This is a genomic window from Kothea flammea, assembly GCF_052161645.1.
In the GTDB taxonomy this organism is placed as follows: domain Bacteria; phylum Planctomycetota; class Planctomycetia; order Pirellulales; family Pirellulaceae; genus Laterigemmans.
Map to the genome: position 1 here is coordinate 6,537,918 of NZ_CP197414.1, position 20,858 is coordinate 6,558,775.

The following is a 20,858-nucleotide window of genomic DNA, read 5'->3' on the forward strand; positions in this document are numbered from 1 at the left end:
GTTTCTAACAGAATCTCCAAGGGTAATACGATGCTGGAGTGCTGTTGGAATCGCTGTTGGGCTGTTATCCCGATTTTGGCGTTCTGCTTGCTGGTCGGTTCCGCCGCCACGCTTTCAGCAAATGACTTTTGCCTGCTCAGCTGCAATCGTAGCGCCTATGACGCGCGTATGGAGTTGATTGATCGCGCCGAGCGGGAAATCAGTATCGCTTATTACGCCATTGACTCGGGTGATGTCGCTCTCACGCTGCTTGGTCGCCTGCGGGCAGCGGCGGCACGAGGCGTCACCGTACAGCTGTTGGTTGACGGACTGATGACGCGTTTGCCAGCTGAGTTCGAACAGGTGTTGCTGGCGGATGGCATCAAGATTCGTGCTTATCATCCGCCGCTGGCGAGGCGGCCCGCTTGGATGAATCGACGCCTACACTACAAGCTGCTGGTGGTCGATCGCCAAGCCATGATTATTGGCAGCCGCAATCTGGAAGACTCGCATTTCGGATTAGAGGAACGGAATTTCGTCGACATGGACTTTCTCCTCCGTGGTGAAATTTGTCAGCACGCAACCGATAACTTTTGCTCGCTCTGGAACTCCAGCGACGTTTGCTCGGTTGATGAATCACATTCGCTTGGGCTGAAAGTACGTAATCACGCAGAGGTGCGAACTGCCTGCCGGAAAGATTTCGTAGGCACTCCGAGCGACTGCTCGCCCCCGATCTGCATTGAGAACGTTGGCTGTGTTTGCCTGGTGCATGATCGCGGGACCGATAAGTCGGCCAGGCATTTCCAGGCTCAGGTAATTGCGCTACTCGACTCGGCACAGCATCGTATTTGGATCGAAACTCCTTATCCTGTCCTGGAACGGCCGGTGAAGGATGCGTTGCGATGCGCCATATTCCGAGGCGTAAAAGTTACCTTGCAGAGTAACTCGTTGGGCTCGGCCGATCGCACGGCCCCGTACGCCGCGTATCAAAACGATAAACGCGAGTACCGGCAGATGGGAGTTCGCTTAGTCGAGTATGTCGGCTGCGATACGCTGCATACCAAAGTGGTGTTGGTCGATGATCAGACGGTGTTGATCGGCAGTTACAACATGGACGCAAGATCGGACCGATTGAATATAGAGCTCGGTGTCTGCATTCAAGATACACGCGTGTGCCAAGTGATCGAACAGCAAATGCGGGGGCGAATGCGAAACAGCAAAATCGTCCAGCGAAACAGGTTGGGTTTGCCCGAAATGGTGCGGGGAGACGCATCACTTTTCAAGTGTGCTCAAACGCGTTGTCGGCAATGGTTGGTACCGCTGATTCGCGGCTCGCTCTGAGACGGGACTTCAAAACAACCTGGAAGGCGTGTTGGTTGACCGCCCACGATGCGCCGCCCACGATGTCTTATTAGCCGGTTTGCAGGATTGCTTTGATCGGTTTGCCTTCCGCGTATTTCATCGGTCTTCCGATCGGAGTCATCGCTTCGTAACTCCAGGGAAGATCGAGCGCTTTTAAAATGGTTGCGTGCAGATCGCCGATTTCGACCGCGTCGACGAGGTCATCCGCTGGTGACTTTGCACTCGGATCGGGTTTTGGATTGGTCGCTCCATGCACAACCCCTCCCCGCACACCGCAGCCTGCCAATGCGATTGAGAAACCATGCGGCCAGTGGTCGCGACCGGCGGCTGGATTAATTTGCGGAGTACGTCCAAACTCGCCCCCGCAGACGACCAGCGTGGTTTCGAGCAGATCGCGATCTTCGAGTCGTTGCAGCAGCGAAGCCAGCGCGGCATCCAGAATCTCACAATTGCTCACGTGCAATCCGTGGTTATTGACGTGAGAATCCCAACCACCCAAAGTTACTTCCACACAACGTACGCCTACTTCGATCAATCGGCTGGCCGCCAAGCAGCCTCGACCAAATGGTGTTTCACCAAAAGCCTTGCGTTCTGAGGCGGGTTCATTGGAGACATCAAAGGCGTCCAATTGTTGACTGCTCATCATTTGGTGGGCCGCCAACGTGGAGGCGGGATGTTGCGTCCGCATGCTGGCCGCGTCGCGAAGTCGTCCCCTAGCGAACTCCCGCTCGGCGATCATTTGCAAATCATCCAAGCGTTTTTTGAGACGGGGATCATCGACGTTGGCCCGCACGTCAGGCACAGGTTGAGCCGGGTCGTAGACTTTGAAGGCGTCGAACTGTCCGCCTAAATAACCGCCGCGAGCCGGCGCGTTGCCAGGCAAAATCGAGACGTGTCGCGGAATATCGGCACCGCTGGGCGATTCATGGCAGACAATGGCGCCCACGCTGGGGTGGATTAGCGTGGGGTCAGGCCGGTAACCAGTCTTGATGTTGTATATCGCTCGTTGATGATCACCTTCCTTGCTGGTCACGGCCCGCAACAGTCCGACGTGATGCATCTGCGTCGCGGTTTGCGGCAACAAATGCGAAATTTTCACTCCGCCAGCGGCGGTGCTGATCGCCTTGGTGTCGCCGCCGATTTTCGTACCCGCGTGGGGATCAAATGTCTCCAGTTGGCTGGGGCCTCCCTCCAACCAAAGCATGATGACCGACTTGGGTCGCTCCGCCGGCGCCGCCTCGGCAGCCCGCGCGAGTGCCGCGGCCAAAGGTGATAAAAATAAACCACCTCCAATGCCACGCAACAAGGTCCGCCGCTGGAAATGCCGCTCACTGGAGCAGAGCGATGCGAAAATAGGATCGATGTGGAACATTCTGCGTAACTCCAAAACGGCTAGTGATTCCAAGCCAATTCGCTGCTGTTGAGCAAGACCCAATAAATATCTTCCACCGCTTGCTGACGGTTTTCACTGGCATCCATGCGATCGAGAAAGTGGCGACTCTCCACCGCGCTGGGATAACGATTTAAGACCGCCAGATAAACCGCTTCGACCGCTTTGGCATCATCGGGGGAGAACATGCGGATATGACTGGAAGCATTCAGAATGGGATTCTCGGCAGTTCGCTCCCGCACCATCTCCCCATTCATCATTAATAAACGTTGCGTTACCGTCACATTCTCTTGTTTGAATTCATCTTCGCCGGTATCGCCGTAGCGGGTGACGAAATCATTTTCTGTTCCGAACGCCAGCATCTGCATCACAAATGCTGCGGAATCGTCGATCGTCGTCAAACGACTCGCTTGGATCACACTGCCGGCAACTTGTTCGGGACGCAAGCGAATTAACGGGTAGACAGCCCAGGCTTTTTCGTGCTCGACCGAAATCTCGAAGTCGGCGCGACTCGCCAATTGAAACACATTGGTTTGACTGACCACGCGAACTAGTTGCCGCAAGTCCCAGTCGAACTCGTTGACGCCGTCGGCCAACCGATCAAGACCTGCCGGCAAAGGACCATGCAGCGGTATGTCATCAACCGGCGCATGTAATGGCTGGCCAAACATTAACGCCCACACGCGGTTGGCGATGGCCCGCGCCGCTTGGCGGTTATTGGGATGCGTCACCCAACCGGCGAGACGTTCTGCATTGCTGCCTTTGCCTGGCATCAACTCCGGCAGAAACGGTACCTTCGGCTCGACCGTTGTTTCTTCTGTGTCATACAAATAAGTGTACTGGTAAGGGTGAGGCTCGGTGCGGATGCCTTGTAAAATGTTAAAGCGGGAATCGCTGTAGAACGCGGCCAACTGATGAAAATCTTGCTGCCGACCGCTGGCCGGTTCGCTGGCGGTTCCCAGCTCAACATTCCCCAAAAAATCATCATGACACTGCAGGCAATCAATCCGCATGGCGAGGAACGCACGCGTCGTTCTGCCCGCCAAACGAATTGGGTCGGGCTGACCCTCTTCTCCCGATTCCATCGTCACGGTCACAAAGTTGACTTCTGGACGATCGGTGAAGAACCCATTGGCGGTGATCAATTGACGAACAATCTCGTCATAGGGCCTGTTGGTGGCAATCTGCTCTGACAGCCAGGTCACAAAGCGACGGCGGCGATAAACCAGGAACGGTCCCTCTTCGGCACCGACCACGGAACGCGCCAAACGCTCCGCCCAGTAGTCGGCAAATCGCTTGTCAGCCAACAATCTCTCGCGATGAGCGGGCACGCGCTGAGAAACCGGCAAGCCCTCGAGGTTGCGAATTTCTTCGAGCGACATGGTCGAGCCAACCAAGGCCAGCGATAATCGCCGACAAATGGTCAACCAATCGGCCGGGCGTGCCGACTCCAGTTGTTCGCGCTCCCATTGACGTGCAAACTCGGCATCCAAGTCGGCCACGAGCGCGTCGATGCGGTTGTCTGCCTCGCTCAACGCGGCCGTTTCGCCCGGCCCAACAGTTTCTCCAAATTTATCCGCTTGAGCCGGGGAATCTGCCAGTGCCAGCGATTCGCTGGAAACGGGGCGAGCTGCGTCGGGGCCGGCGACCGCCGAAGCGGGATGTTGGTCAAGCCCGCTGGCTAAGAAGCCTAGTGTCGAAATAGCCACCACCAAGAGCAACATCCACCGCGCTGCCGAGCGTAAATATTTGTGCATCACTGGGGCGTTCCATGTTTCGAGACTTGGGCATTGGCTGGCTATTCGACCTTACCCGTCGATGCTTGGGAATCGTTTCAGATCATTCTGAAATAAGCCGCCACAAAAACGCAGATGTGGATCACCAGCACCCCTGTCGACCAGCGTTGGCGACGCGTGGTTAACCCGATTACGCTCAAAGCGACCCCTAATCCAGAGATGATCATACCGCCCAACGGGAAAAGCCAGAGGGCAATCCCGGCCAATGGCAGAATGACTGTGGCGGCGATCACACCGCCGGCCGCGGTTTCATTGGCGACCCCAGCCTCGAAAGCAGCCGCCGCACCCGATTCCGGCACTACGGTGGCGGCGGCAATCCCCTGGCCGTCATAATGGTGGCCAGGTTGGGGGTCGACGGCGAACGGAGAACCATACCGGATGCCCGCTTGAGCCGTGGAAGGATTGATGACCCGCGCCTCAAAAATTTCCCCCTCACCAGGTTGTGAGGCAAACTGAGGGTCGGTTGAACTCTCGGAGGGGCCGGCGGAATCGTTCATGTTAACGAGGACGCAATCGCGTTAATCGAGTGACGAAGGAACAAACGCAATTCGGGGTGCCAAGCAAGAGTTTGGATGTGCGGGAATTTGGGGGTGTGCCTAGCGTTCATTAAATTAGACTAGGTTTCATCGGAAAAGTCTCCCCCCACACACGATCAACCGCTGCGGTTGGGAACTTTTGGTTCGCAAATGCATCTGGCGAATCTCACATCAACTAAGGATTGTAATCACAGTGTCTCCAGAATTTCGTTCAAAGTGCCTCGGGTTGCTGCTCTCTGGCTGCCTGATCAGTGTCGGTAACGCGGCGGAGGACGACGCCACCCCGCCCCCCATGGAACCTCAGATTGCCGCCGCTTCGGATGAAGCCGAGCAAGCGATGGGCGGAATCAAGCTGCCGGCCGGTTGGAAAATATCGCTTTTCGCCGCTGAGCCCGAGGTGGCCAACATCGTCGCTTTTGATGTCGATAACCTGGGACGCGTTTTTGTCTGTGAATCGTTTCGCCAAAACCGTGGCGTGACCGATAACCGCGGCCACGATGAAGCTTGGTTGAAACGAGACTTGGCGGCACAGACGGTGCAAGATCGAATTGATTACCATCTCGAACTGCTGGGTGATCAAGCGAAAACTTACGTCGAACAAGATGACCGCGTTCGCTTGTTGCTCGACACCGACGGTGACGGCAAAGCGGATCGATCGACTGTCTACGCCGATCGTTTCAATCGCCTCGAAGATGGTAGCGCTGCCGGTGTGCTGGCCCGCGGCAAGAATGTTTATCTCACGAACATTCCCAAGCTCTATAACTTGATCGACTCCGATGGTGATGGTCGTGCCGACGAGCGGGTTGTGATGAGTGATGGTTATGGTGTGCGAGTTGCGTTCCGCGGGCACGACATGCATGGTTTAGTCATTGGTCCCGACGGACGGTTGTATTTCAGCATTGGGGATCGCGGTTACCACGTGGTAACCCAGGAGGGCAAGCTGTTACATGATCCGGCCAGCGGCGCCGTGTTTCGCTGTGAGCTTGATGGCAGCAATTTAGAAGTGTTTGCGACGGGACTTAGGAATCCCCAGGAATTGGCTTTTAACGATTACGGTGATTTGTTCACCGGCGACAATAACAGTGACAGCGGCGACCAAGCACGACTGGTGCACGTGTTGCAAGATGGTGATTCGGGCTGGCGAATGTTCTATCAATATTTGCCCGATCGCGGTCCTTTTAACCAGGAGAAGATTTGGGAACCATTCCACGACGCTCAACCAGCTTATTTGGTGCCACCAATCATCAATTTTGCCGATGGCCCCTCAGGTTTCACCTACTATCCCGGGACCGGTTTTGGCGACGAATTAAAAGACACCTTTTTGTTGGCCGATTTCCGTGGTTCGACTTCGGAAAGTGGTATCCGCTCGGTGCGAGTGGAAGCGGATGGAGCGTTCTACGCGGTCGAGACTGACGACCAACCCATTTGGTCGGTGTTGGCAACCGACGTCACGTTTGGTCCCGACGGTGCGATTTACATCAGCGACTGGGTGAATGGTTGGAACGGCGAAGGCAAAGGGCGGATCTACCGCATCACGCATCCGGAACATGCGGAAACAGCAATCGTCAAAGAAGTGCAGACGTTGCTCGCCGGTGATTGGGAACAACTTTCCAGTGATCGCTTGGCGACGCTGATTTCGCACACCGACCGTCGGATTCGTTTCGAGGCGCAATGGCAACTGGCCGCGCGGGGCGATTTGGCATCCTTGATCGAGCTGGCGGCTGATGACTCGCTGGAGACGATTCCCCGCTTGCATGCCATCTGGGGCATGGAACAAGTGGTTCGCCAACGGGATGTGCTGGCTGCGGAAGTGAAAGCCTTGATCAACGATGCGTTGTTGAGTCATGAAGATGAGTACCTGCGTGCTGCGGCGGCCAAGTTCGCTGGCGAGCACGCCGCCGTGATGGCCCATGAACAGCTGCTGGAGCTGTTAACGGATGACTCCTCGCGGGTGCGCTATTTTGCCGCTCGCGCTGTGGGCCAGCTCCAATATCAACCAGCCTTGCCGGCGATCGTGTTGATGCTTGCTGAGAACGACAATCGCGATCCGGCGCTACGACATGCTGGCATCATGGCCTTGGCTGGTCTCGCTGATGAATCGGCAATCGCGGAACTTGCCGACCATTCCAGTGCGAATGTGCGGCGAGCTGCTGTCGTGGCCCTGCGTCGCCTTGCCTCCACTCAAGTCGCGAGATTTTTGGCGGACGGTGATGAGCGGGTAATCGCTGAAGCGGCTCGCGCGATAAATGATCTGCCGCTCACTGACGCGATGCCCCAGTTGGCCGCTTTGATCGGACGTCCGATGGTCAACCTGCCCACGATCCGGCGCGTACTGAACGCCAACTTTCGACTCGGCACCCCCGCCACGGCAACGGCGTTAGCCAACTACGCTAGCCAAGACACGGCCCCCGAGGAAATGCGACTGCAAGCCTTGGCCATGTTGGGAGACTGGGCCACTCCCGATGAACGTGATCGCGTGTTGAACGATTGGCGGCCTCTGCCCGGCCGCGACCAGCAAGCTGCCAAGTCGGCGTTGCGTTCATCGCTGGCCGACGTACTTGGCGGCAGCGAAAAAGTGCGCAACGCGGCGATCAGTTTGGCTGCCGATTTAGGGCTGGAGCAAATCAGTCCTCTGTTGGTCGAACGTCTCGACAACACCGAGCTATCGGCCGCCAGCCGAGCTGCTGCCCTGCGAGCGATGTCCAAGCTGACTGCCGACCGCGCGGTTGCACAAGCAACCCGTTTTCTGTCGGCGGACACCACGGCTGATGAACTTCAAGTCGCGGCGATTGAAGTCTTGGCCGAGTTGGCACCCAAGGAGTCGCTGGAACTGATCATCGCGGCAACCGACGAGATGCGATCCAGCGGTCAACGGCAAGCCGCCTGGGACGCTCTGGCAAGCATCGATGCCGACCCAGCCCGTCAGCAAATCGCCGCCGGGGTGGCTCGCTGGTTGGCTGATGATGCCGCCGCCGATAGTGCTCTCAACTTAATCGAAGCAGCCCGCGCGACGGGGGATGAAACGCTCGTCAAGTCCATCGATGCCCGACTGGCTGACCAAGTGCAGACCAATCCGTTGGCCAAGTGGATGTTGTCACTAAGCGGTGGCGATGCGGCGCGGGGCGAAACGATCTTCTTTACCAAGACCGAATTGTCGTGCGTGCGATGTCACAAGGTGGGCCCCCGCGGAGGTGAAGTTGGTCCGCAACTGACCACGATCGGTCGCGAGAAAGATCTTGTCTATCTGCTGGAGTCGATCGTCACTCCCGATTCGCAAATTGCCAAAGGTTATGAGACAACCATTTTGGCCGACGATTACGGCGTGACGCACGTCGGCATCGTGCGTAAGGAAACGGACGACTTTGTCGATCTCGTCAAAGCGGATGGTTCTCAAGTGCGAATCATGGCGGACGAAATCGTCGCCCGCCGTCGCGGTCAATCCGCCATGCCGAATGATCTGATCAACTACATGTCGGCTCGCGAACTGAGAGACTTGGTCGCCTATTTGGCCAGCCTAAAAACTGCTCCGGTGGACGGCGAAGGCGGCCATCAAGTGGAGTGAGGCTCCGCCGGGGTCAGCGACGTTCTTACTTTCGGTCAATATCGATTCGGAAAAAGATTTCCGAATCCTTTTCCGTAAAGCCCAGTCTGCTTAGGGGCCAGCCCCCAAACCACCGAGATTTTTTGAGGCATGGCGAGTGGTGTTCGATGTGTTATTCCGTAAAATTTGAGGGCTCGGTGAAACGGTAACAGACTCTGGTGAGAACGAACCTGTCAAGGGATACCCGAGTCTCGGTTGATCGGAGCGACACCAACCAGCTTGGCGATCCGTTCGCGATTCAGCTTGCCGAGTTCTGGTAGCGAAGTCAGCAGCGTTGAAATGAGCACCGGACCGACACACTTGATTGAGCTCAGGATCTCGATGAAGCGTTTGTTTTTTTCATCAACCTTAAGCATCTTCGCCAGCTTTGAATCAATCTGTTTCTGCTGCTCTTTTAAGCATTCCAGCACAACTCGGGTGCTCTCCTTGGCGTCCTCATCCCAGGTTTGCTTCAGCCGGTTCTTCTCTTGGTGGATCAAGCCAAGTAGCTGATTACGACGGTCCACCCGGCGTGGGTTGACTACTGCGGCCTCCATCTCGAACTGCTGAAGTTGATGCAGAAGCATCTTCTCGTATCCGCCCGTCGCCTTCATGACTACGGTCGTTCGTTGTTGTTTGCGTTTGAGTGATGTTACAAACTTTTTGATATCCTCTCCGGTGTTGTTTAGTTGACTTAATACTTTGATATCGGGCCGCTATACATCAAGCTTCGCTTTGGAAACGTCGACTCCGACGAAACAGGTTTCGTTCTTTTTACTCATCAAGATCCCATCCTAGCAAATTCGAACTTGAAGTTGATGCAGTTCATGCGACGGTTCGGGCTACAAGACGTCTGGAATCTCCGGTTTCCAGCCGACGAATGCAACTGAAAACAGGGTTGAATGAAACCGTCTGGTAGATACTAGGCTTTGTGGTCGGTGTTGGGAAAGGTTCGAATTGGCTGTTTGATCGTCTCCCTTTAGTGTTAATGGGCCGCTCGATGCCTTGACCATTACGCGTTCAGTTCCCCGAACCCAGTTACCAGCTTGTCCCACTGGCTACGGACGACGCAAGCCGTTCTATCCCCCAGTCACTACGAGCGGTCTACGCAGGGACTCGATGGTAGATGTCCAACGCAGAGGCGGGACATGACATTGCGACCGGGCTATGTCACAGATCGACATCAAGGCAGACCTGAAAACCGAACACAAAGCCTGACCCTGGCGAAGCCTCCCCTACCCCAGCATTCAAAAAATTCCTTGGAAACTGCTATTGCTCATTGTATCAGTCAATGATACAATGAAGGCATGATCACGATTTCCTTACGCAGTTCGACCCCATTGCAGGACCAGTTAGTAGCGGAGCTTAGGCGGCTCCTGGCGACTGGAAAGTTGTCGGTTGGAGACGATCTACCGCCGGTTCGACAGTTAGCGAACGACCTCGGCATTAACTTGAATACCGTTGCGAGAGCATATCGCGAGCTGACGGATGCAGGGTTACTAACGTCGGTTCGCGGGCGTGGGACTGTAGTCATAGGAACTACGGAGAGGCCGCGCGGCAAACCTACCGAAGAACGAAAACGGGTTGAGCAAACCTTGGGGGCGGCACTCGCCGATGCCAAGATCGCAGGGCTTAGTGAGTCGGAAGCCCGGTCCATGATCGAGCGGCAGATCGAACGCATTTGGAAGTCTTAGCAAATCCATTGAAACGGTTTTTTGTGCGAGAAGAAGAATCATGTCAGATCCCATCGGTATCGCCGGACGAATCGTCATGCTGTGTTTTGTGCCGATCATGCTTGGAGCACCAATGCTGTGGGCTGTCCTTACCCCAAATCGTGTTGGGAGCGATTCGCAGCGTATGGTTGTTCGAACACGCATGTCGGCGTTGGTCATCTTTACGCTCATCGCATTTGCGGCCTGGAGTGGACTGCTGTTGATGTCGCTACAGTTGCCGAATACCAACCCGCTAACACAGGCCCATCGACATATGTGGGTCGCATTTTTTCCACTTTGGTTTGGCTTGGCGATGCCCTTGATCCGCGCGAAAAGTAACGACTGGCAACCATCGGCCGGTAACTTGCCAGCGTCGGAAACCGCGTTCCCGGAATCTGCCGTTCGCACGGCGTCACTCGTCAATCGGAAAAATGACACGCCGATCCAGCCTTGGGAGTGGGCCGTCGGCATCGGCCTTTCACTGGCGTGCATCGTTTGGATCACGATTCGAGGATTGTTTCCTTTTGTCAAACTCGAAGCCCTAGAGCCTGGTCAAGTTTCGTTCTTTCAGTGGGCTCTAGCTCTTTCGGTTTATACTGTTTGTGTCGTAAGCCAGTGGTTCTTCGTCCCCTTTTCGCTCAAGCTTTCTTACTTAGAGCCTGAGCCATTGGATTCAGCTGGTTCGAGGGAATTGCAGGAGATGTATCGCCAGCATCGACACCTTAAGAGCCGTCTCCTGTACTGGATGACCGCAGTGTTCCTCCCTGTATTCCTGGGAGCCACCGTGGCCTGGATGGTCTGGTGGCCTGAGGATTTTCAATGGGTTGGCATGGTAGGAGCCATCGGAGGTGGTCTTCTTGGAATCTCGGGTGGCATTATGGGAATGATTATGAGTGCCCAGCGGACGCGCATCGCTGAATTCAAATCGCGATTGGATGCTACGGCTGGAACAGCATTGGAGCAAACCTGTTGAGGTAGTCGTGCCACACGATCCAAGCGTAACCACCATCACCTTCTCTCTCCATGTACTTGTTCTGTTGAGAGCACCAGTGAATTAGTTGAGTCATGCCATTTGGGATGTCACATAAGTGGCAAAGAAAGCCCAGCCGAAGTGAGGGAGATGGCAGACGGTACTTGGCCACATACCACGCTTCAGGGTAGTCGCTACCAAAACAAGCAAGAGCAAGGCCAGGGCCGCAGCGATACCCGTTGCCATCCACAAATTGTGCAGATGCGTGAATCTATAAGTGTAGGCCACGTTCAGGACCAACACGCCGAGAATCAGTCCGACCTGCAGTCGTTGCCATTTTGCTTCATGCACGGACGCAACCGCTGTTGCAGTTCCCAGGCCCGCCAACAAAGAGATAGCCGTCCAAATCAAGCCGATCTTCGATTCGATGAACTGGGAGGCTGCGCCGGGGTGGGAGGCTTCGCCGGGATCAGCCCTTGTTTTCGGTTTTTGGGGAATCCGGCCACCGCTTATCAAAAATATATCAAGGAGTGAGATTGGCAGCACGCATAGAGCACCGCGCAGAGGTCGGATTCACGTTTAATCACGGAAAACAACGGTAGTATCTCGACGAAGCTTGATAGCGTTGACTTGAAGCTCAATTGCCAAGGTCGAACCTCTACCTCCATCGCAGCTTCGACCATCAACTGACGAATCAAGTTGTAAGCTAACATATGAGCACGAATTTCAATGCGCACACGACGTGGTTCCTGGCAACGAAGATGATCCATTTGCATCACCGTTTTCAGGCTTCAGGCTATGCAGATTTTGTTCCGCTTGCCAACTGCGACGATAAAGCGAAGCGAGTTCTTCCTGGCTATATCTGTTCGCGTCAAGCAAGGAGGCAATACTCAATTCGCGACTACTTTGGATGACGCGGCGCTGCATCGAATCCTCATCGATTTTGTCTCGCGATACAGTAGGCTCCTGTTTTTGCTAAACATGCCGGTAGACCACTGGCAACACGGTATACGATCAAACGAGCAACGGAAGCGACGCAGCTGTGGTCAATCAATGCTCCATACTTTCAAGCTTGGATTCGCGTAAATCGCAGCCGATTTGTTCACTCAGATTCACGATGATGGCAAATGGAGACCGGCAACTAGCGACGACTTGGGCCTGCTTGTCGTACCAATTCGCAATGGGGATAGGTGACTCATTCAATCATGATTTCACACCATCCCCTGATATCTCGCGACAGGAAGAATTTGAAAAATTTGGCTACTATCCCCGCAAAAACTGACTTGATGTTCATGTTTTTGCGTCAGATCGGATTGGTCACAGCGAATACGTGCTGGACGAGGGCTTGAAATCCCTTTCATTTCAGTCCACCGCTATGAATATCGCTATGAACAACAAACGGTTGCGGTCATGCGGCTTTGAAGACATTCACCCGCGGACCAAACGCACCAACTTCCCTTGTTCGAATTGGAGTTGAATCCAGGTTATGCCAAATCGACTGGACATGCTGCGCGGTCAATCCAGCCCCTAGGGATCGTATATCAATCACTTGGAAAAAATAAGCCGGCTCAGATCGTTTGAAACGTCAGCTGCTGGACCTCACCGCTGGTGTAAGGCAAAGCACACCGAAAGGAGATGCGTTGCCGCTTGTTTAGAAGCTGTTCCGAGAGTAACTTACGAGTACCCCACTATCAGGTGTCCGCGCAAAAGCAATCAGACCGGTTCGAATTCACCTCAAAGCAAGCCAATAGCTAGTTCTATGGAGCTGCCGATTACCGACTACCCGATTTACGCTTTCATCTGCGTTTTATTCTGCACCGCACGCGGGGCCAAGGCACAGGATGACGTCGATCCCCGGCAGGCTTTATGGAACGAAAGGTACGAACCCCTGCGACGACGCGAAAACACTCTGGCCATCAATTTACTTGAAGCTGAAACAGTGGGAAAACCCTTGTACTCACCGACTCCCGGGGCGATGACGTGACGTACCCGCTCAATCGTCTCGATTCGGCCACTTGGCTGCAACTTACGGAACCGGAAATACGCAACTTGCCGGAAAAAAATTGGTGACAGGGCTTTTCTTTGTATTCGACAGATATCCCAATCCTAGGCTAGGCCGCGCAAAGTTCAACACAGCTGCCGGAAACGGCCAAAACGTGTCCGACTGGATCCAATGTTTAGTAGACGCCGAACAACAATGCAAACTGAAAGAACATCCGAGTTCCGATCAAACCGATGCGAAAGATCTCGTCCTTGTGAAGGGGTCCGTAAAATTCAAAAATGGACCGAATGTGGTTTGGGACATTCGCCTTGGTGAATCTGAAACTATCTATGCGCCCACGGGAACGTTCCGAGAAAATCGGCTACGAGAATCCAGTGTTGTTTTTCCGCTTGACTCGGGTATACGGTATAATTTCTGCAATCAATGTTAGAGGTGCTCGAGTCTTCGGTAAACGTAATGATAACACTTCATTCCAAGGTGTTGGTCAAGCCAAACGATGCATGTGCTTACTTCAGCAGATACAGATATAAAACGCAAACACTTTTCACAAAAACCTATTTCCCAACTGCCGATTTGGTTCAGACATGAACGAAGACGTGATCGCCACCTCCGGATCGCTCGTCATATCAAAGGACACTCTTCGTGCCTTTGCCAAAGGTCAACTTGACGAAGCGGCTGAACAGCAAGTTCTGGCGCTGCTGGAGACTCGCCCCGATCTGGCGGCCCAGGTCGCGGCGATCTCGTCGGATTCTATGCTGGAGAGGATGAAGTCTCACGGTGAAGCGACTGCCCCCAAATCGCTCTCCAGCCAACTCGCATCAGCCGATCAAGCACAGACAGACGCAAAATCCGCAAAAGCCCCACCGAAATTCCCCCCCGAACTCGCCGAGTTGACGGGTTACAGAATTCTTAAAGAAATCGGCCGAGGTGGCATGGGGGTCGTGTACCTGGCCGAACACCTTCTCACCGGACGGAAAGAAGTTCTCAAAGTTCTCAACGAACGCTTGATGACCAACGCCGAAGCTCGCAAACGCTTCGACCAAGAAATTAAATGCGTCGCCGCGATGAACCACGAAACCATCGTCCGCTGCTACACCGTGCAGCAATTACCATCCGCTCTCGTCCTGTGTATGGAATATATTCCCGGGACTAATCTCCATAGTTTCATTAATACCAACGGGCCACTTCCAATTCACGTGGCCTGCGGAATTGCAAGCGAAGTCTGCCGAGGTCTTCAACATGCCATGGACAATGGATTGGTTCACCGTGATATCAAACCATCGAATATTATGCTGTACAAGGCCGAGGGCAAAATCAAAGCAAAGATACTCGATTTCGGACTCGCTCGCCTTAACACTCGCGAGAAGGCAAAAGGCTTAACCGACGACGGCACGCTCCTGGGAACGCTTGAGTACATTGCCCCCGAACAATGCCTCAACGCCGCAGCAGCCGACATTCAATCGGATATCTACTCGCTCGGCTGCACCCTCTATCACATGCTGGTCGGTCATCCACCGTTTCGCGGCTCATCAGGCGAACTTGTCCTCGCGCACGCGCAGTCCGTCCCTCCCGCCATCAATCTTGCACGCCCCGAAGTACCAAGTGAACTCGCTGGCTTGATATCCAAGATGCTGGCAAAGCAACCGGGACAGCGACAACAAAAACCACTTAACGTCGCGGATGATTTAACCCCATTCCTGCGCCGTCGCAACGCCAGGCAAGCACCCTCCCAGCCACCTGCGACGTCAAATGCGAACAACGACACATCTGTTGAACTGCATTATAATTCCAATACAGCAATCGAGCCGAAGCCAGGCGTTAGCCTTGAACCAACTTCACTACCCCGCCTTATCCCCTCTCCAAAACAGAAAAAAGCTTTTCCAAAGAGAGCGGTGCTTACTGCTGGTGCACTCGTTTTTCTAGCAGCATTTGGGCTGTACGGCCTAAACGTAAAAACAAAACATGGGACCTTGGTTTTCAAAAATCTACCCGACAATGCATTGGTCATAGTGGATAATGACGAAGTTAAGATCGAAAAGCTTCCCCAAGGGGACACGGTCGTCCGCGTTGAGCCGGGCTCAAGGCAAATCAAGGTCGTCGCGAACAATGTAACGGTTGTCGGCCAAACTGTATCCATTGAAAGTGGTGAGGAAGTACCGATTGAGATCTCCCTAGAATCCAAAGTCGGAGCACCAGTCGCCGAGAGTGCAGCGACCAATGAGGTCCAGTCGATCCGTTCCCATGAGTCCCCTTGGATTCCCATCTTTCAAGACGGCGTGCTCACGCGGAATGTCAGCCAACCGTCGGCACAAGGTTCTGCGGGGTTTGTGGTGCAAGACGGATTTATGATACCCACCAATGGCCGTGAATCCGTGCTGGTCACCACAGCGGACCTGGCCAACTTTCGCTGCCGGATTCAATATCAAGTTACCGGCAAAGTGGCCCCTCGATTACTTTTTCGGTCGGCCGCGCTCGATGGTGAAAGCTACTCCGTTTCGCTGAGTGTTTCCCAGTTGAACGCTCCGGCCTACGTCAATGGGCCCGACGTGGAACCTTTCGCTATTGCTGACAACAAACTGCCTGAAATTGCCGAAAACGAATGGCACGAACTTGAATTGGAGGCAATTGGGCCCACTTTTTCCGTGCGATCGAATGGCAAACTGGCATATTCATTCGAGGATCCCCGGCTAACATCCGGGAAGCTCGCACTACAGTGCGAGGAGTCGGAATTGCCAATAATCAAGATTCGGAAGTTCGAATATCAGCGAGAACTAGTGCCTGCGGACACTCCTTGGCAGCCTATCTTCACGGACGGAGAAATTGCCCCTGAAACATTCTTGTCTTGCAAAAGCGAAGTGAGTGTTCATATAAGAGATGGGATGTTGGTTGGGCAACCGGCGCGAGGACAAAACCTGCTACTAACTGAGGGACTCCACAGTAATATTCGCATGCGTCTCGAGTATAGGATCATGGAACCTAATCGCTGCAGGATTGTTTTGCGGGCGAGGGAACGCCAAGGTGGTTATGGAATTAGCCTGATAAATCTGAACAAAGCATCGTTCGCCCCCAAACTTTGTTCTCCAAATTTTGACACTCTTGAGGTGTTCGACGAAATTGCAATCTCCGAGTATGACTGGCACACTGTGGAGGTGGTTGCTATTGGCGATCAATTCTATGTTTTCTTCAATAATGAGTTCCTTTACAAGTTTTCCGACTCAAGACGGTCAGCGGGAGTCAGCGGCATTCAATTTGGCAGGTCTGGGGTGCAGTTTCGTCGAATTGAATACCAAGTGCTGCCCGACTAACGGCCTACTCAGCGCGATCGACTTGTCCATTCAATATGTTCCCGACACAAACTTGCATCAATTTATCCTTGCCAACGCCCCACTACCAATTTGTGTGCCTTGCGGTCTTGCCGCCGAAGTTCACCGTGACCCGAGATCTTCGGCTAGTTCGCTGCAGTAAGGAGTATCCAGGATGCTGGCAAAGCAATCGGTACAGTGATTTTCGTCTCCTGAACAAGTCGCAAAGGAGCTGCCGATTTTTTTCAATCGGAGAAAAAAGAGGAAGCTGATTCTTCGACATTTCTCGCGCAAACCCACTTGAAAGTTATGCAAGAAACATCCATCAGCCCCTTGAAACGCATAGCTGGAGGTGGTAGCGACGCTGATTGGCAGCGGCTGATTCAAATCTATCGCCCTTTCATGTATCAGCATATTTCCGCGTACCCGCTGCTGATCAACCAGGCGGAGGACATCGTCCAGGAAGTTCTCATAGTGCTGGTCCGCGAGCTTCCAACCTTCCAGCATCAGAGGACCGGTGCCTTTCGTACTTTTCTGCGCGGAATTGTGCTAAACCAACTGCGTTGCGCAATGCGACGAGTCCAAAAAACACCGCTGGTGGCCGGACAATTTGATAAAATGTCGGAATATATCGAACGACTGACCGAACCTAACAGCCAAGTTGCGGCCGAATTTGACCAGGAACATGACAAGGTCGCTTTCCGTCACGCCTCGGAAATCGTGAAAGGCAAGTCAAGCAGAGCACTTGGCTGGCGTTTCACAAACACGCCGTCAATGGCGAGCCAGCCGCTGAGGTTGCAAAAAACCAGGTGTTTCCGTCAACGTCGTACTGCTAACGAAAAGTCGCCTGACAAGAAGAATTCGAGAAGGAATCCGCGGCCTCGTAGACTAACCACTAACCACTAACCTCCGACCATCCATCAATGGACACTTCTAATCCGCCTGGAACCGTGCTGGAATCTGACGAAGAGATTCGAAGGGTCCAGCAAAAACTACTCACCTCTTCGGCAAACGCGAACGACGAGGCTGCTGTCGAAGAAAAGTCTTATCGACCGTCTCTGCGTCCCCCGGTTGCCATCCTGACCATTTACGACGATGGCGAAAATCGTGGTGAGAATATCCGCATTCGCTCCGATCAGTTCATCATCGGCAGAACCGAAGGCGATCTTCAGCTGTGCCATGACGAACTTCTTTCATCACGTCACGCAGCCGTAACTCGACAACGGGTTAGCGGGACTTGGCGATGGGTGATAACGGATCTGCAGAGCCGCAACGGAGTGTTCTTTCGCGTCTCCAAAGCGCCGCTTAGCCACGGCTCGGACTTTCTCGTCGGTAATGGGTGCTACAAATTCGAGCTTGTTCAGAAAACCGAGCCCGAAACCGCAGCCTGGAATAACATTCAAGCACAGGGGCCAACCACCAGAGCCTATCAGGCTGACCTTCCAGCGGGCACCGCCACCATCTCCGAAGTAATCCGTGGCGGTACGGGTACCAGAATCAGGTTGTCAAAAGACGCGTACACCATGGGCCGATCAAACACCTGTGATATTCCACGATCCAATGATCCCTGCTCGGCTCCGTTTCACGCTCATCTACAACGCAGCGAAAAAGGTACGTGGATGATAAAAAACAACGGTTCCCGAAACGGCGTTTGGTTGCGATTACCCCAAATTGTAATCCCTCAAGGAAAGAATTGTGACTTCCATGCCGGCGAACAACGCTTTCGACTCAGCTTCAGATCGTAACCAATGATAAAACTTCGCTTACGGTTAGCCGACGGCAGCCACAAAGACGTCGAGATCGACAAGCCAAAAATTCGGATTGGACGCGATCCCGATTGCGACATTCAGTTTTCGCTAAGCCAATATCCAAAAGTCTCAGGGCTGCACGCAGAACTGGTCACAAAACAGAATCAAGTCTGGTTGTGTCATCGCAGCAAATCCAACAGCACGGTTCTTAATAATCAACCAGTCACGAAACCCCAAACGCTTCAGCCAGGCAACCGCTTTCGCCTTGGCTTTACCGGGCCTGAAATTGAGTTTCTTCGACTACACATCGAACCCAGCAGCGATGCTACCCAGTTCGCGGGAAAAGCCTCCGATTTCCTCCTCCCACCATCGAACGCCGTAACTGGGTTCTCGGTCACCGACAAAACGTTCATCGGACGTGACCGGCAAATCTGCACCCTTCATCTCGACCACGCCCACGTCTCACGACGTCATGCCCAATTGCGAATTCAAAACGGCCAAACTTTCATCCTAGACTTGGGCAGCTTCAACGGAACTTTTGTCAATGGCAATCGTATCTCAAAACCGACACCGATATCTGGCGGAGATGTAATCGACATCGGTCCCTACTTGCTGGAATTTGATGGAAAGTGCCTGCACAGCCGCTCACGAAGTAACAACATTCAACTAGACGTCTGCCATGTTGGACGCGAAGTGCCTGACCTCCAAACGAAGCGGCCACTGTCACTGCTCAGCGATATATCTTTCACCGCCGCACCAAGCGAGTTCTTGGCGATCGTGGGTCCCAGCGGCTCCGGTAAATCGACGCTTCTCTCAATCATTAGTGGCCGTTCGCGTCCGTCATCCGGTCGAATTCTTATCAACCAGCGGAATTTGCACCAAAACTTCCGCGCCATCAAGGAAGACTTGGTCGTCATCCCCCAGTCTTCGCTGGTACATCCGTCGCTGACGGTAAGACAAACAATCTTCTACGCGGCTTCGCTCCGCTTACCCGTCGATACGCAATCGATAGAAATCCGTCAGCGGGTTGACAGTGTGCTGGAAAGTGTCGGTCTTGAGGAACGAGAGAAAACCAAGGTTCGATTGCTCAGCGGCGGTCAGCTAAAGCGACTGGGTTTGGCCTGCGAACTGATTTCCGACCCCAGCCTGTTATTTCTTGATGAAGTGACTTCCGGGTTGGACGAGCGTGCGGACGGTGAAATGATGAAGCTATTCCACAATCTAGCCAACACCGGAAAAACAATTGTCTGCATCACTCATAATTTGGGTCACATTGAAGACTATTGCGACAAGATCCTCGTGCTCACGGAAGGAGGTCGTTTGGCCTTTTTCGGATCCACTCAACGGGTCAAGGACTACTTCAATATTCAGCGGCTGGCCGATCTCTACGACGCGTTAGAAGCTCGCCCCGCAAAGCAATGGGCCGCATCTTTCCGACGATCTGCTGATCACACGAACGCAAGTTCCGCTGCAAACGATGCTGTCGCGAAGGACCCTGTAGCCGAACAAATCACTTTCTTACGCAATGGCTTGCGTACCATCAACCAAACCTTTGTGCTGGTCCGCCGCTATACGGCTGTCTGGTGGAGTGACAAACTAGCACTATTGGCCATCTTCGGACAAACCCTGCTGGTGACCGGGTTACTTTGCTTGGTGTTCGCAGACATCACTCCCACAAGTGATCAACCGCAACAAAACTTTGCTCGTGGCACCCAGCTCCGCAATCTACTATTCCTCGTGGGCATTTCCTGTTTTTGGTTGGGAGCCAACAATTCGGCCAAAGAGATCATCAAGGAGCGGTTGATCTACCAGCGCGAAAAAGATTTCAATCTCAACCCCGAAGCATACTGGATTTCCAAACTCATCGTGCTGCAACTGTTGGGCATCTCCCAAGCCTTGATGCTGACGTCATCGGTCTTCTTTTTTTGCAATGTCCCCGGATCGTTGCTGGCAATCCTCGCGACCAGTTGCATCCTATCAATTGTGGGTACGAATCTTGGCCTTGCAATTTCCGCCAATGCGAAATCTGAGGAACTGTCCATCGCCCTGGTCCCCGTCGCGGTCATTCCACAAATTATTTTAGCCGGGGTGGTCGCCAATCTCGATTCAGCGGCACTGGCAATCTCAAAACTGACCACCTCGACGCTTTGGGGACAGCGGCTTTACGAGCTGGCTCTGCCAGAAGCTGGTCGGCTAGCAAGCGACTTTTCGCCCCCCGCAACGACCAGCTGCATCGTGCTCGGGATTCAGGGCTTAATCTTTATGGCAGCCACATGGTTTGGTCTGCGATTCGTACGAATCAGCGAGCGCTAGGCAGTCGCCAACCTCCAAGGTGCCCCATCAAATCGCCCAACCACGCGATCGCCGTGCTAGTTTCGGGGGAGGGTTCACCGGGGTCTGGTTCCGGGGGGGTGGCGTTGCGCTTACCACCGGCTACGTTACGTGATCTCTTCGGGACCGGGCAATGAGCCTGACCTCGGC

14 protein-coding genes are annotated in these 20,858 nt (G+C 53.9%); 8 read left to right on the forward strand and 6 right to left on the reverse strand.

Going from position 1 to position 20,858, the window contains the following annotated elements; all coding sequences use genetic code 11:
• Positions 1–30: 30 nt before the first annotated feature.
• Complete coding sequence (locus tag SH139x_RS24345) at positions 31–1,320, forward strand: phospholipase D-like domain-containing protein (protein WP_488352347.1); 1,290 nt, start codon at positions 31–33, stop codon at positions 1,318–1,320.
• A 70-nt stretch (positions 1,321–1,390) separates the two neighbouring features.
• Here SH139x_RS24345 and SH139x_RS24350 read toward each other — a convergent pair whose 3' ends face one another.
• The 3 genes from SH139x_RS24350 to SH139x_RS24360 form a co-directional block, all read right to left on the reverse strand.
• Complete coding sequence (locus SH139x_RS24350; protein ID WP_488352348.1) at positions 1,391–2,713, reverse strand: DUF1501 domain-containing protein; 1,323 nt, start codon at positions 2,711–2,713, stop codon at positions 1,391–1,393.
• A 20-nt stretch (positions 2,714–2,733) separates the two neighbouring features.
• Complete coding sequence (locus SH139x_RS24355) at positions 2,734–4,488, reverse strand: DUF1553 domain-containing protein (RefSeq protein WP_488352349.1); 1,755 nt, start codon at positions 4,486–4,488, stop codon at positions 2,734–2,736.
• Between the two features lie 77 nt (positions 4,489–4,565).
• The gene (locus tag SH139x_RS24360; protein WP_488352350.1) at positions 4,566–5,024 is read right to left on the reverse strand and encodes a hypothetical protein; all 459 of its coding nucleotides are present in this window, start codon (positions 5,022–5,024) and stop codon (positions 4,566–4,568) included.
• Positions 5,025–5,256: 232 nt separating this feature from the next.
• On the opposite strand from SH139x_RS24360, the gene SH139x_RS24365 reads away from it, so the two are divergent.
• Positions 5,257–8,625 (forward strand): PVC-type heme-binding CxxCH protein, encoded by a 3,369-nt coding sequence (locus SH139x_RS24365; RefSeq protein ID WP_488352351.1) that lies wholly within the window; start codon positions 5,257–5,259, stop codon positions 8,623–8,625.
• Between the two features lie 212 nt (positions 8,626–8,837).
• Here the strand turns inward: SH139x_RS24365 and SH139x_RS24370 are convergent, their stop codons facing one another.
• Entirely contained in the window at positions 8,838–9,350 is a 513-nt protein-coding gene (locus tag SH139x_RS24370) for an IS110 family transposase (protein WP_488356076.1), read from the reverse strand.
• 600 nt (positions 9,351–9,950) lie between these two features.
• Here SH139x_RS24370 and SH139x_RS24375 point away from each other — a divergent pair.
• Positions 9,951–10,337 carry a GntR family transcriptional regulator gene (locus SH139x_RS24375; RefSeq protein WP_488352352.1) on the forward strand — a complete coding sequence of 129 codons (387 nt, stop codon included), beginning with the start codon at positions 9,951–9,953 and terminating at the stop codon, positions 10,335–10,337.
• A gap of 40 nt (positions 10,338–10,377) precedes the next feature.
• Entirely contained in the window at positions 10,378–11,328 is a 951-nt protein-coding gene (locus SH139x_RS24380) for a hypothetical protein (protein WP_488352353.1), read from the forward strand.
• Positions 11,329–11,418: 90 nt separating this feature from the next.
• On the opposite strand, the gene SH139x_RS24385 is transcribed toward SH139x_RS24380, so the two are convergent.
• The gene (locus tag SH139x_RS24385) at positions 11,419–11,871 is read right to left on the reverse strand and encodes a tryptophan-rich sensory protein (RefSeq protein ID WP_488352354.1); all 453 of its coding nucleotides are present in this window, start codon (positions 11,869–11,871) and stop codon (positions 11,419–11,421) included.
• Positions 11,872–13,911: 2,040 nt separating this feature from the next.
• On the opposite strand from SH139x_RS24385, the gene SH139x_RS24390 reads away from it, so the two are divergent.
• Together SH139x_RS24390 and SH139x_RS24395 are read left to right on the forward strand one after the other, a co-directional pair.
• Positions 13,912–16,632 carry a protein kinase domain-containing protein gene (locus SH139x_RS24390; protein WP_488352355.1) on the forward strand — a complete coding sequence of 907 codons (2,721 nt, stop codon included), beginning with the start codon at positions 13,912–13,914 and terminating at the stop codon, positions 16,630–16,632.
• Between the two features lie 306 nt (positions 16,633–16,938).
• Positions 16,939–17,535: an RNA polymerase sigma factor gene (locus SH139x_RS24395; RefSeq protein WP_488352356.1), complete on the forward strand. Its 597-nt coding sequence runs from the start codon at positions 16,939–16,941 to the stop codon at positions 17,533–17,535.
• Positions 17,536–17,621: 86 nt separating this feature from the next.
• On the opposite strand, the gene SH139x_RS24400 is transcribed toward SH139x_RS24395, so the two are convergent.
• Positions 17,622–17,810 (reverse strand): hypothetical protein, encoded by a 189-nt coding sequence (locus SH139x_RS24400; protein WP_488356165.1) that lies wholly within the window; start codon positions 17,808–17,810, stop codon positions 17,622–17,624.
• On the opposite strand from SH139x_RS24400, the gene SH139x_RS24405 reads away from it, so the two are divergent.
• Both SH139x_RS24405 and SH139x_RS24410 read left to right on the forward strand, forming a co-directional pair.
• Positions 17,802–18,374 carry an FHA domain-containing protein gene (locus SH139x_RS24405; protein WP_488356077.1) on the forward strand — a complete coding sequence of 191 codons (573 nt, stop codon included), beginning with the start codon at positions 17,802–17,804 and terminating at the stop codon, positions 18,372–18,374. The genes SH139x_RS24400 and SH139x_RS24405 overlap by 9 nt on opposite strands.
• Before the next feature lie 3 nt (positions 18,375–18,377).
• Positions 18,378–20,690 carry an FHA domain-containing protein gene (locus SH139x_RS24410; protein ID WP_488352357.1) on the forward strand — a complete coding sequence of 771 codons (2,313 nt, stop codon included), beginning with the start codon at positions 18,378–18,380 and terminating at the stop codon, positions 20,688–20,690.
• The last annotated feature ends 168 nt before the right edge of the window (positions 20,691–20,858 follow it).